Source organism: Mycobacterium sp., assembly GCF_036490025.1.
Lineage (GTDB): Bacteria > Actinomycetota > Actinomycetes > Mycobacteriales > Mycobacteriaceae > Mycobacterium.
The window spans coordinates 1-16540 of sequence record NZ_DASXEP010000017.1 but is presented as its reverse complement, the minus strand read 5'-3'; the positions used below and the strand labels follow the sequence as shown (position 1 = coordinate 16540).

The 16540-nt window shown below is 66.6% G+C and carries 14 protein-coding genes; 6 read left to right on the top strand and 8 right to left on the bottom strand.

Going from position 1 to position 16540, the window contains the following annotated elements; translation table 11 throughout:
* Positions 1-82: 82 nt before the first annotated feature.
* The 3 genes from VGG53_RS01660 to VGG53_RS01650 all read right to left on the bottom strand — a co-directional run bounded on the left by VGG53_RS01660 (position 83) and on the right by VGG53_RS01650 (position 4095).
* Positions 83-973: a L,D-transpeptidase gene (locus VGG53_RS01660; RefSeq protein ID WP_331516229.1), complete on the bottom strand. Its 891-nt coding sequence runs from the start codon at positions 971-973 to the stop codon at positions 83-85.
* Positions 974-1137: 164 nt separating this feature from the next.
* Positions 1138-2505, bottom strand: coding sequence for an FAD-binding oxidoreductase (locus VGG53_RS01655; RefSeq protein WP_331516228.1), 1368 nt, complete (start codon positions 2503-2505; stop codon positions 1138-1140).
* Between the two features lie 24 nt (positions 2506-2529).
* Positions 2530-4095, bottom strand: coding sequence for a succinic semialdehyde dehydrogenase (locus VGG53_RS01650; protein ID WP_331516227.1), 1566 nt, complete (start codon positions 4093-4095; stop codon positions 2530-2532).
* A 5-nt stretch (positions 4096-4100) separates the two neighbouring features.
* Here VGG53_RS01650 and VGG53_RS01645 point away from each other — a divergent pair, with 5 nt between their 5' ends.
* Both VGG53_RS01645 and VGG53_RS01640 read left to right on the top strand, forming a co-directional pair.
* Positions 4101-4988, top strand: a complete 888-nt coding sequence (locus VGG53_RS01645; RefSeq protein ID WP_414688852.1) for a uracil-DNA glycosylase family protein — start codon at positions 4101-4103, stop codon at positions 4986-4988.
* Between the two features lie 42 nt (positions 4989-5030).
* Complete coding sequence (locus tag VGG53_RS01640) at positions 5031-6068, top strand: LLM class flavin-dependent oxidoreductase (RefSeq protein WP_331516224.1); 1038 nt, start codon at positions 5031-5033, stop codon at positions 6066-6068.
* Between the two features lie 50 nt (positions 6069-6118).
* Here VGG53_RS01640 and VGG53_RS01635 read toward each other — a convergent pair whose 3' ends face one another.
* Genes VGG53_RS01635 through VGG53_RS01625 form a run of 3 tightly spaced genes read right to left on the bottom strand, consistent with a single transcriptional unit; the run spans position 6119 to position 8169 of the window.
* Positions 6119-6565, bottom strand: a complete 447-nt coding sequence (locus VGG53_RS01635; protein WP_331516222.1) for a nitroreductase family deazaflavin-dependent oxidoreductase — start codon at positions 6563-6565, stop codon at positions 6119-6121.
* Positions 6566-6575: 10 nt separating this feature from the next.
* Positions 6576-7004 carry an HIT family protein gene (locus VGG53_RS01630; RefSeq protein ID WP_331516221.1) on the bottom strand — a complete coding sequence of 143 codons (429 nt, stop codon included), beginning with the start codon at positions 7002-7004 and terminating at the stop codon, positions 6576-6578.
* A gap of 4 nt (positions 7005-7008) precedes the next feature.
* A complete protein-coding gene (locus tag VGG53_RS01625) occupies positions 7009-8169 on the bottom strand; it encodes a MalY/PatB family protein (RefSeq protein WP_331516219.1) in 1161 nt (386 codons plus the stop codon).
* A gap of 19 nt (positions 8170-8188) precedes the next feature.
* Between VGG53_RS01625 and VGG53_RS01620 the strand changes: the two genes are divergently transcribed.
* From VGG53_RS01620 to VGG53_RS01610, 3 genes are all read left to right on the top strand, one after another.
* A complete protein-coding gene (locus tag VGG53_RS01620; RefSeq protein WP_331516218.1) occupies positions 8189-9580 on the top strand; it encodes an amidase in 1392 nt (463 codons plus the stop codon).
* A complete protein-coding gene (locus VGG53_RS01615) occupies positions 9577-10689 on the top strand; it encodes an adenylate/guanylate cyclase domain-containing protein (RefSeq protein WP_331516230.1) in 1113 nt (370 codons plus the stop codon). Before VGG53_RS01620 ends, VGG53_RS01615 begins: the two co-directional genes overlap by 4 nt.
* Positions 10690-10937: 248 nt before the next feature.
* The gene (locus tag VGG53_RS01610) at positions 10938-11504 is read left to right on the top strand and encodes a hypothetical protein (RefSeq protein ID WP_331516217.1); all 567 of its coding nucleotides are present in this window, start codon (positions 10938-10940) and stop codon (positions 11502-11504) included.
* Here VGG53_RS01610 and VGG53_RS01605 read toward each other — a convergent pair.
* The gene (locus tag VGG53_RS01605; protein WP_331516216.1) at positions 11501-13387 is read right to left on the bottom strand and encodes an ABC transporter ATP-binding protein; all 1887 of its coding nucleotides are present in this window, start codon (positions 13385-13387) and stop codon (positions 11501-11503) included. The two genes, VGG53_RS01610 and VGG53_RS01605, sit on opposite strands and share 4 nt — an antisense overlap.
* Complete coding sequence (locus VGG53_RS01600; RefSeq protein WP_331516215.1) at positions 13384-15129, bottom strand: ABC transporter ATP-binding protein; 1746 nt, start codon at positions 15127-15129, stop codon at positions 13384-13386. Before VGG53_RS01600 ends, VGG53_RS01605 begins: the two co-directional genes overlap by 4 nt.
* Positions 15130-15402: 273 nt before the next feature.
* On the opposite strand from VGG53_RS01600, the gene VGG53_RS01595 reads away from it, so the two are divergent.
* Positions 15403-16038: a hypothetical protein gene (locus tag VGG53_RS01595; RefSeq protein WP_331516214.1), complete on the top strand. Its 636-nt coding sequence runs from the start codon at positions 15403-15405 to the stop codon at positions 16036-16038.
* Positions 16039-16540: the final 502 nt, after the last annotated feature.

The following is a 16540-nucleotide window of genomic DNA, read 5'->3' as shown; positions in this document are numbered from 1 at the left end:
AATCGCCTCGGACGGCAACAAGATGACCGCCGTCGGTGACTTCACGGGCCCTTAAAACCGAAGCCGGGCCAGGCGCCGCGAGCTAGCTTTGCCAGTCGTTGGACCCGTCGTGCCTGGAGTAGGTGCCGCCGCTGGAGTTGGTCACCACGATGGGATCACCGGCGTTGAAGTTGTCGAAGAACCATTTCGCGTTGGTAGGGCTGATGTTGATGCAGCCATGACTGACGTCGCGCTTGCCCTGGTCATCCACCGACCATGGAGCGCTGTGTACGAAGTCGCCGCTGTCATCGAATCGGACTGCTAGCTCGACCGTTGTCTTGTATCCGTACGTCGAGTTGACCGGAACGCCGTAGGTCGAGGAGTCCATGACTACCGAGGGCATCTTCTCTTGGACGTAGTAGGTGCCGTTCGGGGTTTGGTGGCCGCCGGCCGCCATCCCCATCGACATGGGAATGGTCTTCTCCACGGCCCCGTTGCGGGTGACAGTCAGTTGGTGTGCGGCGTCGTCGGCCGTGGCCACCAGGGTGTCTCCGGTTTGGAAGCTGGACACGGCGCCACCCGCGTCGACGGTCACCGCGGTGTGCGCGGGCCAGAAGCTCAGCGGGCGCCAGCGCAGTTGCGTGGGCGTCATCCAGTAGAACTTGCCGGCAACCGGCGGGACCGAAGAGACGTGGATGGCGTTTTCGGCTGCACCGGAGTCGTCGACGAGCCCCGGGAAGTTGATGATGATCGGCTGGGCCACACCCACCGTCGCGCCGTTGGCAGGAACGATCCTCGGCGGCCCGAATGGCGCGGCGCCAGTGAACGGTGTCGGATCCTGCCCAGCACCGGGGCCCGCGACAACCCCTGGATCACCTGGAGGCGGATCCGCCAGCGCCGGACCTGCACCCAGCATCAGCACCCAGCCTGATATCGAAGCCACTCCGGCTGCCTTCAGAGCGGCGAAGAGGCTTCCCCCCGTCCAGCCCGACATACACATCCCTCCCAGTCACTTCGTCGAAACAGTCTCGCATAGCGCCCAGGCCCCGCCTCGTAGCGACAATGTTCGCGAGCCGGCATCGGTGAGTGCGGTTGTCGCTATGAGGCGGGGAAAAAGCCAAGTGCCTGCCGGCGGCGGCGGAGGTGACAGGTCAGGCGTCAGACGCCCGCGCCGGGGTTCAGAATGCCCAGCGGATCCAGCGCGTCCTTGATGCGACGGTTTAGGGCCATCGCGTCGGGTCCCAGATAGCCCTCCAACCAGGGGCGTTTCAGCCGCCCGACGCCGTGTTCGCCGGTGATGGTGCCGCCAAGCTCGATGGCAAGATCCATGATCTCCGCGTAGGCCAGCTGGGCCCGTTCGGTCATCACGGCGTCGTCGGGGTCATACACAATCAGTGGATGGGTGTTGCCGTCGCCGGCGTGGGCGATCACCGCGATCATCAGGTCGCGTTCGGCGGCGATGTGAGCGATGCCGCCGACCAGATCGGCCAACGCCGGCAGCGGCACACCGACATCTTCCAGCAGCAGCGGCCCCTTCTCCTCGACCGCGGGAATGGCGAACCGGCGGGCGGCGACGAACGCCTCGCCCTCGTCGGGATCGTCGGTCGAAAAGACTTCCGTCGCACCGAATTCGGTGAATGTCGCGGCCATGAATTCGGCGTCGTCGCTGCCCGCTCGTCCGCGTTCGTCGGATGTGCCGACCAACATCGCGGCCGCCCCGCGGTCCAGGCCCATCCGCAGCTTGTCTTCGACGGCGTTGATGGTCGCCGAGTCCATGAACTCCAGCATCGCCGGGCGCAGCCGCGCGGTCACCCCCAGCACCGCCTGAGCGGCGTCTTGCACCGAGGCGAAGTTGGCGACCACCGTGCTCATCGGCTGTTGTGGCGGCACCAGCCGCAGCGTCACCTCGGTGATCACGCCCAGTGCGCCTTCGCTGCCGACGAACAACTTCGTCAAGCTCAGTCCGGCAACGTCTTTGAGCCGCGGGCCGCCCAGCCGGACCGCGGTGCCGTCCGATAGCACCACCTGCACACCGAGCACATAGTCAGTGGTGACGCCGTACTTGACGCAGCACAGCCCGCCCGCGTTCGTCGCGATATTGCCGCCGATGCTGCAGATCTCGTACGACGACGGGTCGGGCGGATACCACAGGCCGTATTCGGCGACCGTCTTTTTCACCTCGGCGTTGAGCAGCCCGGGTTGACAGACCGCGGTGCGGGTGACCGGATCCACGACGATGTCGCGCATCTTCTCCGTCGACAACACGATCCCGCCGTCCACCGCGGTGGCACCGCCGGACAGCCCGGTGCCCATACCGCGGGTCACCACCGGGACTTGGTTGGCGGTGGCCCACCGCAGGACGGTCTGCACCTCTTGGGTGCGCCGCGGGCGCACCACGGCCACCGGCTTTCCGGCCGACGGATCAAAGGCGCGGTCTTGCCGGTAGGACTCGGTGATCGCGGGGTCGGTGACGACCATTCCCTCGGGCAGCTCGGCGATCAGGCCGGCCAGCGCATCAGCGGCCATGCAGTGATCCTACGGAGCTTGGCCCTATTTCACTCCCGGCAGCCGTCGCAGCAACCGCAGGCCGTTCGTCATCAGCCGTGCGTAGACGCCGCCGCGCATGCCTTTGGGCGCCCCGACCGGCAGCAGGCGTTCCGTGGCGATGGTCTGCGATTCGGTGTATTTGAGAATGCCGTGCTCGCCGTGCCTGCGCCCGAGACCGGAATCCTTCATGCCGCCCATCGGCGCGTCGACCGAAGCCCAGGTGGCGGCGTAGGCGCCGTTGACGTTGACGGTGCCGGCCTGCAATCGCGTGGCGACTCGGCGGCCGCGATCCGGATCGCTCGTCCACACGGCGAAGTTCAATCCGTAGCTGCTGTCGTTGGCCTTTGCTATTGCTTCCTGCTCGGTCTCGACCGGATAGAGCGATACCACGGGACCGAATGTCTCCTCGGCGAACAACGTGATGCCTTCCCGTACGTCGGTCAGGATCGTCGGTTCATAGAAGTGCGGGCCGAGGTCGGGTCGGTCCCGTCCACCGGTCAGCACGGTCGCGCCCTTGGCTTTCGCGTCGTCGACGTGCTCGGCGACGGTCTGCAATTGCTTGTCGCTGATCAACGACCCCATGTCGGCGGAGTAGTCCATCGCGCCCGATAACGTCATTGCCTTGGTTGCCTTGAGGAACTCGGCGACGAAGTCATCCCAGAGCGGTTCGAGCACATAGATCCGCTCGATGGAGATGCACAATTGTCCGGCGTTGGAGAACGCTGCCCGCACCGCTCCGGTGGCCGCTTTGCTCGCGTCGGCATCGTCGAGAACGAGCAACGCGTTCTTGCCGCCCAACTCCATCGAGCAGTCGATGAGTCGCTCGGCCGCCTGTTTGGCGACATTGCGACCGGTGGCGGTGGAACCGGTGAACATCAGGTAGTCGGACTGCTCGATGATCGGGGTTCCGAGCTCGGATCCGGGGCCCGTAACCACCTGAATCAGGCCGGGCGGCATACCGGCCTCCTCGAGCAGCTGCACCGCCCAGAGCGCCGAAAAGGGCGTGTGGTCATCGGGTTTCGTCAATACCGCGTTGCCGGCGACGATGGCCGGGATCGCGTCGCTGATGCCGAGCGTCAGCGGGTAGTTCCACGGCGAGATGATGCCCACCAGCCCCTTGGGGTGGTGGTGCTCCCACACCTCGGTGAGTACGAGTTGCACACCCTGGCGGCGCTGGGGGCGTAGGTAGTGCTCTGCGGTGTTGGCGTAGTAGCGCGCCGTGATGCAGACGTCGAGAATCTCTTCGAATGCGTGCCGACGAGCTTTGCCGTTCTCCAGCTGGATCAGGTCAAGCACCTCGTCCTGGCGTCGCAGCACGAGGTCGTGGAACCGCAGCAGCACCGCGGCGCGCTCGGCGACCGTTCGGGCTGACCATTCCTGCTGGACGGCGCGGGCGCGGCGGCCCGCGGCCTGCACGTCGGCGGGTGAGCAGTGCGGCACGTGGCCCAGCAGTTCGCCGGTTATGGCGTTGGTGATGTCACGCTGCCGGCCGGGGTCGGCGGCGTGTACGTGGCCGGCCAGGTTTTTCAGTAGTTGGTCGAGGTCGCGGACCGCGGTTGGTGACGGCATCATCGATGACTAGCCCCGACCCGGTTTCGGCAAACACGGTTCGGCACAGTGGAGCGGTGAACCTCGCCCACCCGCGCACCGGCGCGCTCTTCGACTCCCCGGTGCCGCCCGGCACCGGATGGCCCGGCGATCCCGCGACTGCGCGCACGGCGGTCGCGTCGGAACAGGCGCAGGTGGTCGCGATGGCCCAGGCCGCCAGATCGCTGGCGCAGCTCGACGCCGAGGTGTCGGTGTGTCGGGCCTGCCCGCGGCTGGTCGAGTGGCGCGAGCAGTCGGCGCTTACCAAACGGCGGTCGTTCGCCGACCAGCCGTATTGGGGCAGGCCGGTTCCGGGCTGGGGTGCCGCGGATCCGCGATTGATGATCGTCGGCCTGGCACCCGCGGCCAACGGCGCCAACCGCACCGGTCGGGTTTTCACCGGCGACCGGTCCGGCGATGTGTTGTACGCCGCGATGCACCGGGCAGGCTTGGCGAATTCACCGATCAGCGTCGACGCCGCCGACGGCCTGACGCTCAACGCCGCTCGGGTGGCCGCCGCGGTGCGGTGTGCGCCGCCGGCCAACGCGCCGACACCGGCGGAGCGTTCGACCTGTGCGCCGTGGCTGACCGCCGAGTGGCGGCTGGTCGGCGGAGCTGTACGAGTTATCTTGGCGCTGGGCGCTTTCGGCTGGCGGTCGGCGCTCGACATGATTCGCGCCGGCGGGGGCCAGGTTCCCCGGCCGCAGCCGAAGTTCGGCCACGGCGCCACCGCGACCGTGCATGCCGCTCACGGCGAGGTCGTGTTGCTGGGCTGCTACCACCCCAGCCAGCAGAACACGTTCACCGGCACGCTGACGACGACGATGCTCGACGACGTCTTTGGCCAAGCGAAGCAGATGGCAGGTATCCGATGACTGGCAGGGAACGTTCGGCCGGCGGCAGGCGTTGACCTGCTCATGCGGCTTTCCGTCCTTGACCTCGTCCCGGTCCGCACCGATCAGACCACCGCGGATGCGTTGGCGGCCACCGTTCGCCTGGCGCAGACCGCCGACCGGCTGGGCTACACCCGCTACTGGCTAGCCGAACACCACAACATGCCGTCGGTGGGCGCCACCAGCCCGCCGGTGCTGATCGCCTATCTCGCGGCGCAGACCACCCAGCTGCGCCTGGGCTCCGGCGGGGTGATGCTGCCCAACCACGCGCCGCTGGCGGTCGCCGAGCAGTTCGCGCTGCTGGAAGCGGCGGCCCCGGGCCGCATCGACCTCGGCATCGGCCGTGCGCCGGGCTCGGATCCGGTGACCTCGGTTCTGTTGCGCGGCGCCGCCGGCCGCGACGACCGCGACATCGACCGGTTCCCGCAGTACCTCGATCACGTGCGGGCGATGATGAGCGCCGGGGGTGTGCCGGTGCAGTTGCGCGACGGCGACTACATCCTCAAGGCCACTCCCGCCGCCGGCAGCGAGCCACGGCTGTGGTTGCTCGGGTCGTCGATGTATTCGGCGCGACTGGCGGCGGCCAAGGGCTTGCCTTACGTATTCGCCCATCACTTCTCGGGCCAGGGAACCGAGGAGGCGCTGGCGCTGTACCGGTCGGAGTTCGTGCCCAGTGAGCTGGCATCCGAACCGGTGACCTTCCTGACGGTCAATGCCGCAGTAGCCGAAACCCGGGAAGAGGCAACAGCATTGATGCTGCCGAACCTGCACATGATGGCCCGGCTGCGGACCGGACAGCCGCTGGGACCAGTGGAACTGATCGAGGATGTGCACGGTGCCGAGCTGACACCGCAGCAGCAACACATTGTCGAAAGCGGACTCGAGCGGGCGGTGGTCGGGTCACCCGCCGAGGCCGCGGAACAGCTGAGCGAACTGGCGCAGCGGTTCGGCGTCGACGAGGTGATGGTGCATCCCGTCGCATCGGCACACCGCGGCACCGATCCGGCGACCGCTCCGGCCCGGGAGACGACGCTGGAGCTGTTGGCCAAGGAGCTTTTCTAGCCCGCCCGGCGACGATGCGGCCGGGAACCGGCCGAGGAGGAGGCGGGCAATCAGCTCCGGCTGAGTACCACGACCGGGATGGGCCGTGACGTCTTCGTCTGGTAGGCCTCGTACCGGTTGCCGTTGTTCTTGTTGACGACCCGCCACAGCCGGGCGTAGTCCGGATCAGCCGGCAGCACCGGGTGTGCTGTGACGCCGAAACGCTTTGGCCCCACGTTGATTTCGACCCTCGGGTTGGCCTTCAGATTGTGATACCATCCGGGCGCCTTCGGGTCGCCGCCCTTGGAAGCGACGATCAGGTAATCGTCGCCGTCGCGGGCATAGGTCAGCGACGTGGTGCGGGCCGCGCCGGTCTTGGCGCCCACGGTGTGTAACAGCAGGCTGGGTATGCCCAGTGTTCGATGTCCGATCCAGCCGTTGGTTTTCTGATAAACGGCGTCGTGAATTCGCAGCACTCGCGGAAGTACGCCTTGCTCGAGCCAGGACGGAAGGGCCATGCGCCCAGTATTACCGCCCGGCGTCGATGTCCGCCAGCGCGTCCCGCAGGATCCGGCCGGTCGCCTTCCGGTCGGGGTCGCGGCGCAGCAGCATTCCCTTGGCGACCGACAGCTTGTCGCCGTTGCGCCGTGGCAGTACATGCAGGTGAATGTGCAACACCGACTGGAACGCGGCGCGACCGTCGTTGATCCCGACGTTGGTGGCGTCGGCCAACTCCGTCGCGCGCGCCGCCTTGGCGATCCGCTGCCCGACCGCCACCATGCCGGCCAGCGTTTCCGGTGGGGTGTCGGTGAGATCTACCGTGTGCTGCTTGGGCACCACCAAGGTGTGGCCGCGGGTGAACGGGCGGACGTCCAGGAAAGCCAGATAGCCGTCATCTTCGTAGATCCGGATGGCCGGAGCCTCCCCCGCGACGATCGCACAGAAGACACACGACATCCCCTCACGCTAGCGCGGTGGAGATTGCATCGATCGCGCGGTCGAGGATCGCCCGGGTGGTGGCGAAGTTCAGTCGCGCGAAACCCGGACCCACCGTGGCGCCGAACGGGATACCCGGGCTGAGCGCAACCTTCGCCGTCGACAGCAGATGGTCGGCGGGTTCGACCGCCAGGTTCAGCGCCCGGAAGTCGACCCACGACATGTAGGTGGCCTCCGGGGTATTGGCCCGCACCCCTGGGCAGGACGCCGGCAGTGCTGCCGCCAGGTGATCGCGATTGGCCTGCAGGTAGCCGAGCAGGTCGTCGAGCCAGTCGGCCCCGTGGTTGTAGGCGGCGATGTTGGCGCGAATGCCGATGGTGGACACACCCATCTTGTGCAGCTTGTTGATGTGTTCCCAGTCGCGGGCGTCCTGCTCGTTGGACAGGACGACCTGCGCGCAGATCAGCCCCGGCAGGTTCCATCCCTTGGACGCCGACATCAGGGTGATGACTGTGTGCGCGGCGGTGTCGGATACCGAGGCCGCGGCGATGTGCGGCCGTCCGTAGACCAGCGGTCCGTGGATCTCATCGGCGATGACGCGGGCGTGGTGGCTTGCCGCGATCTCGACGATCGCGCGCAGTTCGTCGTCGCGGTACGCGGTGCCCAGCGGGTTGTTCGGGTTGCACAGGATGACCGAGCCGGCTCCGCTCGCGAACGCGGCGTCGAGTGCATCCAGATCCAGCACATATCGACCCGAATCATCTTGCAGCATAGGGATTTCCACCGGTTGCCGGCCGGTGATCCGCAGCAGATCGAAAAACGGCATGTACGCCGGCACGGGCAGCACCACCGGACTTTCGGGCCGGGTGAGGAATTCGATGACCACTTCCATGCCCTTGAGCACGTCGGGTACAACGCGAACCCAGTCGGGCGAAACCCGCCAGCCGTACCGGCGCCGGCACCAGTCGGCTGTCGCCCGTGCCATGGTGTCCTCGCGGAAGGCCGGATAGCCGAACTCCTCGACGGCGACGGTCGCGCGGATGCCGTCCACGACCGCCGGCGCGGTGCGGAAGTCCATCTCGGCGATCCACAGTGGCAACACGTCGGGCCCGAAGTGGTTCCACTTGATCGTCTTGCGCTCGCGCAGCTGCTGCTCGGTCAATTGGTCGAACACCGTGTCGCCCATAGCAGTAGTGTGCCTCGACGTGGACCTGGGAGAACTGGCCTTCGCGGGAGCTGCCGAACAGGCGCGGATGCTGACCGCGGCCACCATCACCGCACCGGCGCTGCTCGAGGTCTACCTGGACCGCATCGCGCGGCTGGACCCACGGCTGCGCAGTTACCGGGTGGTGCTGGCCGACAGCGCGCGCCGGGAGGCCTTGACCGCACAGCGCCGCCTTGACGCCGGCGAGCGGCTGCCGCTGCTCGGGGTCCCGGTCGCGATCAAAGACGACGTCGATGTCGGCGGGCAACTCACGCCGTGTGGCAGCAGCGCGATCACCTCACCGGCGGCGGGCGACGCGGAGGTGGTCCGCCGGCTTCGTGCTGCGGGCGCGGTGATCATCGGCAAAACCAATGTGCCCGAGCTGATGATGTTGCCGTACACCGAATCGCTGACCTTCGGCGCGACCCGCAACCCGTGGGACACCGCGCTGTCGCCGGGCGGCAGCAGCGGCGGCAGCGGGGCCGCGGTGGCCGCCGGGCTGGCGCCGCTGGCGCTGGGCTCTGACGGCGGCGGCTCGATCCGCATCCCGTCGGGCTGGTGCGGCCTCTACGGGCTGAAGCCGCAACGTGATCGGGTCCCGCTGACCCCGCACGACGACGCATGGTGCGGGCTGAGCGTCAACGGTCCCATCGCGCGGTCGGTGACAGACGCCGCGCTGTTCCTGGACGTGACGACCACGACGCCCGCACCCGACGGCGGATTCGTCGCCGCAGCGGGCAAGCATCCCGGCCGGTTACGAATTGCGTTGAGCACCAAGGTCCCACCGCCACTGGTCGTCAGCATCGGCAAGGAGCAGCGGGCGGCCGTCGACGAGGCCGGCGCACTCCTGCGCGACCTGGGCCACGACGTCATCGCGCGCGACCCGGACTATCCACCGGCGGCCATCGCCGCCAACTATCTGCCGCGCTATTTCCGCGGCATCTACAACGACGTGCGCTCACTGCCGTATCAAGATCGGCTGGAGGCGCGGACCCGCAGCATGGCGCGCATCGGGTCGCTGATCTCCGAGCGGCGGATGGCGACGGTGCGGGCCGCGGAGCCGGCGCTGGCTGACCGGATCCAGTCGGTCTTTCACGACGTCGACGTGGTGATCACGCCCGGCAACGCGACCGGGCCGTCCCGCATCGGCGCCTACCAACGCCGGGGCGCCATCTCGAGCCTGCTGTTGGTGTCGCGACGAGTGCCGTTCTTCGAGATCTGGAATCTGACCGGTCAGCCCGCCGCAGCGGTGCCGTGGGCGCTCGACCGCAATGGGGTTCCGCTGTCGATCCAACTGGTCGGCCGGCCCAGCGACGAGGCGACGCTGCTGGCGCTCAGCGCGCAGATCGAGGCGGCCCGACCGTGGGCGCAGCGACGGCCGCCGGTGTCATGACGGAGATCGACGAGCTGTTGGGAGATCTGGAGGGCAGCGCACGCGCCGAGCGCGCCGAGCTGATCGAGTGGCTCTTCGAGCAGGGCATCACCGCGCGGGAGATCCGGGACTCGTTTGCACCCATGCTGCTGGCCTCGCGTCGCTTCCTCGGCGACGACGGCAGCTACGTCTCGGCGCGGGAGATCAGCGAGTCGGCCGGTATCGACCTGGAACTACTGCAGCGTGTGCAACGTGCAATCGGGCTGGCCAGGGTGGACGATCCCGACGCCGCAGTGCACATGCGGGCTGACGGCGCGGTCACCGCGCACGCGCAGCGGTTCCTTGAAATCGGCCTCGATCCAGAGCACCTGGTGCAGGTTGTTCGCGTTCTCGCCGAAGGCCTTTCGCATGCCGCCGAGGTGATGCGCTACGCCGCGCTGGCGGCCGTCCTGCAGCCCGGCACGACCGAGCTGGAGATCGCCAAGCGCTCCCAGGCGCTGGTCAGCCAAATCGCGCCGCTGTTGGGTCCGTGGATCAGGGACATGCTGTTCATGCACCTGCGTTACTCGATGGAGACCGAGGCCGTTAACGCCAGCGAGCGAGCCGCGGGCGCTCCGCTGCCCGGGGCCCGGCACATCACCGTCGCGTTCGCCGATCTGGTCGGCTTCACCCGGTTGGGCGAGGAGGTGCCGGCTGAGGAGCTGGGGCAACTGGCCAACCGGCTCGCTGAGCTGGCCCGCGACGTGGTGGTCCCGCCGGTGCGGTTCATCAAGACGATCGGTGACGCGGTGATGTTCGTCTGCACCGAGCAGGCGTCGCTGCTGGACGCGGTGCTCAAGCTCGTCGAAATCACCGACGGCGACAACGACTTCCCGCGGCTGCGGGCGGGCATTGCGTCGGGGTCTGCGGTGAGCCGGGCCGGTGACTGGTTCGGCAGCCCGGTGAACTTAGCCAGCCGGGTGACGGCTGCGGCCCGGCCCGGTGCGGTGTTGGCCGCCGAGTCGACGCGGGATGAGCTCGGCGATGACGCGGGATTCAGTTGGTCGTTCGCCGGCGCCCGTCGCCTCAAGGGCATCAAAGGCGAGGTGAAGCTATACCGGGCCCGGCGCGGCGAGAGCATCGCCGATTGACCGCATGGGGCAAGGCCCGGCAGACAGGTGGGAGGCGTCGCATTTATCCTGCGCGGCCGGCTTGCACTCCGTCATCCGGCTCTTTGGAATCTGTCTTTTCCGGGCCTTGCTTCGCTCTTAAAGCTACAACTCTGAGCACCGCATATCAACGGTTTTCGGCGTCCACCGTTACACCTATTCGACGATGGCGCCGTTCGCCCGCGGTGAACACGTTCCCGTAATCGTTGTAACGGTGTAATCATGTAAGTATGAAACAACACCATGGACCTGGGCGGCGGCACGGCCGCCCCGGCGGCTGGCAGCAAGCCGGCCAACCCGAAGCCGGCGACGCCGCGGACTGGTTCGCCGGACGCTTGCCCGACGCCTGGTTCGCCGGCGACCCGACCGTCGTCGTGGACCGCGAAGAGATCACCGTCATCGGAAAATTGCCCGACCCCGAAGGCGACGCGAAAGACGAGAGCGAAGCCCACGCGGCGGGTCGGGCCTCGCGCTTTCGTGAGGACACTCGCTCGGAGCGGATGAACATCGCCGACGAGGCGCAGAACCGCTACGGCCGCAAGGTTTCCTGGGGCCTCGAGGTCGGCGGCGAACGGGTCTTGTTCACCCACATCGCGGTCCCTGTCATGACCCGGCTGAAGCAGCCCGAGCGACAGGTGCTCGACACCCTGGTCGACGCCGGCGTGGCGCGGTCTCGCTCGGATGCGCTGGCCTGGTCGGTCAAGCTGGTCGGCGAGCACACCGAAGAGTGGCTGGCCAAGTTGCGCGAGGCCATGTCTACGGTCGACGACCTGCGCGCCGAAGGCCCGGAGCTCTAAGACCGGGTCATCTGGTAGTAGGCACCACGGCGGGCCAGCAACTCGCCGTGGTTGCCCTGCTCCACGATCTTGCCCGCCTCCATCACCAAGATAACGTCAGCGTCACGGATCGTCGAAAGACGATGAGCGATAATGAAACTCGTGCGATCACGACGAAGCTCATGGGTGGCCTTGGCGATCAGCAGCTCGGTACGAGTGTCTACCGAACTGGTTGCCTCATCCAGGATCAGCAGCTGCGGGCGGGCCAGGAATGCCCGCGCGATCGTGATCAGCTGCTTCTCACCCGCGCTGATGTTGCTGCCGCCGTCGCGCACTCGAGTGTGATATCCATCGGGCAGCGTGTGGACGAAGCGGTCCACATACGCCGCCGTGGCCGCTTCGATCACCTCGTCGTCGGTGGCCTCGGGTCGTCCGTAGGCGATGTTCTGCGCGATCGTCCCGCTGAACAGCCAGGTGTCCTGCAGCACCATGCCGATGCGGCTTCGCAGCGAATGCCGGCTGACGGACGCGATGTCGACGCCGTCGATCAGGATCCGGCCGGAGTCGACGTCATAGAATCGCATCAGCAGATTCACCAGGGTCGTCTTGCCCACCCCGGTCGGTCCGACGATCGCGACGGTGCTGCCCGGCGCGGCGGTGAACGACAGGTCGTCGATCACCGCAGTCCCCGGGTGATAGCCGAAGCGCACCTGGTCGAATTCCACTCGCCCCGTTGGCCCTTCGCCGTTGGGCGACGGTAACGGTTGCTCGCGGTCCGGCGGTTCCTCTGGCTCGTCGAGCAGTTCGAAAACCCGCTCCGCGCTGGCCACCCCGGACTGCAGCGTGTTGTACATCGAGGCAACCTGATTCAGCGGTCCGTTGAACTGGCGCACGTATTGAATGAACGCCTGGATGTTGCCCACCGAGATCTGCCCGGTCGCCACCTGGACCCCACCGACCACCGCCACCGCGACGTAGCTGAGGTTGCCGATGAACGTCGTTGCCGGCGAGACCAACCCGGAGATGAGCTGAGCACCGAAACTCGCCTGGTACACATCGTCGTTGAGTCGGCGGAACTCGTCTTCGATCCGGGCGCGCTGGCCAAATGTCCTGACCAGAGTGAAGCCGCTGTAGCTCTCCTCGATGCGGGCGTTGAGCCGGCCGGTATTGGTCCACTGCGCGACGAACAACCGCTGGGAGCGTCGCGCGATCGCCCGGGTCACCACCACCGACAGCGGTACCGTCAGCAAGGTAATCCCGGTCAGCAGTGGCGAAATGGTCACCATCATCAGCAGCACCGTCGCCACGGTCAGCACCGCGGAAAGCAGTTGGGTGATCGTCATCGACAACGATGTCTGGAGGTTGTCGATGTCGTTGGTGACCCGGCTGAGCACCTCGCCGCGCTGTCGACTGTCGAAGTACGCCAATGGCAGCCGGTGCAGCTTGTCTTCGACGTCGGACCGCAGTGCCTGCAGACTCCGCCGCACTGTCACGTTGAGCAGCCGGGCCTGCGCGTAAATCATCAGCGCGGCAACCAGATACATGCCGAGAGCCAGCGCCAGCGTGCGGGCCACCGCGCCGAAGTCAACGCCGTGGCCGGGAATCACATGCATCCCGGAAAGCAAGTCGGCGAAAGCGTTGTCGCCGTGGGCCCGCGCCGCGGCCACCGCTTGATCCTTCGTGATGCCGGCGGGCAGCCGCCGGCCGATGACGCCGTTGAACAACAGGTCGGTGGCGTGGCCGAGGATGCGCGGGACCACGACGCCGATCGCGGTCCCGGCGATACTCAACACCATCACCGCGACAGCCGTACGTCGTTGCGGCGCCAGGAGCTTCACCAGGCGAACGGCCGAGCCGGTGAAGTCCCGGGCCCGCAGTGCCGGGGGAGCCGCTGCGGTGGTCACCGTGGGCCGCCCACTTCGGCGTCCAGCGACTGCGATTCGGCGAACTCCCGGTAGGTGGGCGACTCGGCCAGCAGCGACTCGTGGGTGCCCGCACCGAGCACTCGTCCGTCCTCGATCACGATCACCTGGTCGGCGTCGACGATGGTCGAGATACGTTGTGCGACAACGATGACGGTTGCTTCTTCGGCGACCTCGGCCAACCTGGAGCGGACCAGCGCGTCGGTGCGCACATCGAGCGCGGAGAACGCGTCGTCGAAGATGTAGATCGCCGGACGGCGGATCACCGCCCGTGCGATCGCCAACCGCTGCCGCTGCCCGCCGGAGAAATTGATCCCGCCCTGCGCGACGCGCATCTGCAGGCCGTCGGCGTTCGCGCGCACGAATTCGTCGGCGGCCGCGATGCGCAGCGCGTCCCACATCTCGTCCTCGCTGGCGTCGGCCCTTCCGTAGCGCAGGTTTTCGGCGACCGTTCCCGAGAACAGGTAGCCGCGTTGGGGCACCAGCCCGACGTCCGACCACAGCTCTTCGATGTCTCGGTTGCGGACGTCGACACTGCCGACGCGCACGGCTCCGGCAGTCACGTCGTACAACCGGCAGATCAGCGCCACCAGGGTTGATTTTCCCGAACCGGTGCTGCCGATGATCGCGGTGCTGGTGCCCGGCAGCGCGGTCAGCGAGACATCTTGCAGGACAGCTCTATCCGCGCCCGGGTAACGAAATGACGCGCGGTCGAGCTGAACTACTCCCCGGTCATCCGGGGACGACCGCACCGGATGCCGCGGAGTAGTGACCGCCGGGCTCGTCGAGAGCACTTCGGTGATCCGCTCGGCGCACACCGCGGCCCGCGGCAACACCATCACGGCCATGGTTGCCATCAACACCGACATCAGGATCTGGGTGAAGTACACCAGGAACGCGATCAGCGATCCGACTTGCATCTGACCGCTGTCGATGCGCAAGCCGCCGAACCAGATCAGCGCCACACTGGAGCAATTGATGGTCAGGGTGGTCACCGGCAGCATCAGCGCCTGCCAATTGCCGGCGCTTTGCGCGGTGTTGGACAGGGCGACGTTGGCCTCGTCGAATCGCTGACGTTCGAAGGGCTCCCGCGCGAACGCCCGCACCACTCGCACGCCGGACAATTGCTCGCGCATGACCCGGTTGATGTTGTCGATCAGCCTTTGCATGCTGCGGAAGAGCGGCAGCGTGTTGGAAATGATCCAGTAGTTGGCCGCGGTCAGCACCGGGACGCTGACCAGCAGCAGCCAGGACAGCCCGGCGTCCTGATGGATTGCCATGAAGATTCCGCCCACGCACATGATCGGCGCGGCGACCAGCACGGTGCAGCCCATCTGCACCAGGAATTGGATCTGGCGGACGTCGTTGGTGGTCCGGGTCAATAGTGACGGTGCGCCGAACCGGGCGGTCTCGTGCGCAGAGAACGTGGTGACTTGATGGAACACTGCCGAGCGAAGATCGCGGCCCAAACCCATCCCGGTGCGAGAGCCGAAGTAGACCGCGCCGACCGAACACAGCACCTGCAGCGCGGTGACCGCGAACATCAGCCCTCCGAGCCGGACGATCGTGTTGGTGTCGCCCTTGGCGATGCCGTCATCGATGATCGTGGCGTTGACCGTCGGTAGATACAGCGAGGCCAAGGTGCTGACTAACTGCAGCGTCATCACCGCCACGACCAGCCGTCGATACGGCCGGACGAACTGGCGCAGCAGGGCCAACAGCATTACGTAACTGTTTCACACGGGCTCGGCCTCAGCAGCCACACCGGCCACGTCCGTACCGCCGGACCGTGATGGTGCCGGTTTCGGGACGAGGCCGTATGCGCATCACCCCGTAGCGGGGCAGCAGGTCTCGGCAGCCTCCATCATCAGTGACTGCGGGAGCGGGTCAGTTGGATCTCGGCTGAACGATCACTTTGCATCAACAGCCTCGGCGTCGCCATGCTAAGCGCCTGGTCGCAGGAGAGCTACGCTCTGCACTTGGAGGGTTGTGGCACGGTGGGTAACTCAAACGCGCTAACCAAGTGGAGCGTCGAGCGCTGTGCAGCGCTCGACAGCCTTGAAGAGGTTCACGGAAAAGTGACCGGAAAACAGCGCGGTCGCCAGCGCGCCACAGAACACCTGAACCGCACGCTGTTTGTGGCGCTATCAGCGGAATTTCAGGGATTCTGCCGCGACTTACACGAGGACGCTGCCATCCAGATCACGGCCAGCATTTCGCTGGCGCCGGGGAACGCCAAGATTGCTCCAGTGGTTCTGAACGCCCTGGTTCGCGAGCGAAGCCTGTCACTCGCCAGCAAATCCGAAAAAGAGCGCCGCCTAGACAAGGGCAACGCAAACGTAGATGCGTTGGCCACCGATTACTCGATGCTTGGTATGGATTTATGGGCGGATCTTGCGGCGACATACCCGGCCAAGACACCCAAGTGGAAGACAAACCTGAACAGGCTGAATGAGGTACGCAACGGAGTTGCCCACAGCGATGCCGCGAAGCTTGTCAGAGCTCACCAGGACTATGGGCTTACGTTGCGAACCTTTAGGAATTGGCGTAGCTCACTCAACGGCGCGGCTGCCGCGATGGATAAAGTGGTGCGTACATACTTGTTCAACCTGACCGGCAGCGAACCATGGTGAGGAAGGAGAGTGCCGTGGGACGGAAGCACCTTGTAGGGCCACGACCTGGTGATCGGGTTCGATTTCGCTTCGGTACGCGGACCATTGAAGGCGTCGTTACGAGTGTCCGCGGGAACACTTTGCACGTCAGTGTTCAACTCGACGGCGCGGACGAGCTGATCGATCGGTTCGTCCGGACTGACGATCTCGTAGACGCGTAAGTGTTGCGGCTGCTACCAGACTGACCCACTGCCCGCCATCGAGTCGTCGTCGGAGCGGGGCACGCCGATAGAAGAAATTACAGCTCACCGCGTGTGCAATGGTTGCCCAAAGGTGGTGCCGCTACAGTGCAACCTGTGATCACCAGAAGGTGCGGGTAGCGGGTGCGGCACAACGTGGCGGCGCTGGCCCTGACGGCGGCGACCTTGATTCCGATGGCGGCGGCATGCTCTGATTCCGGCTCCAATCAATCCCAGTCGTCCCAGTCGTCCGCGCCGTCGTCGGGGCAGGGGAGTCATGGACC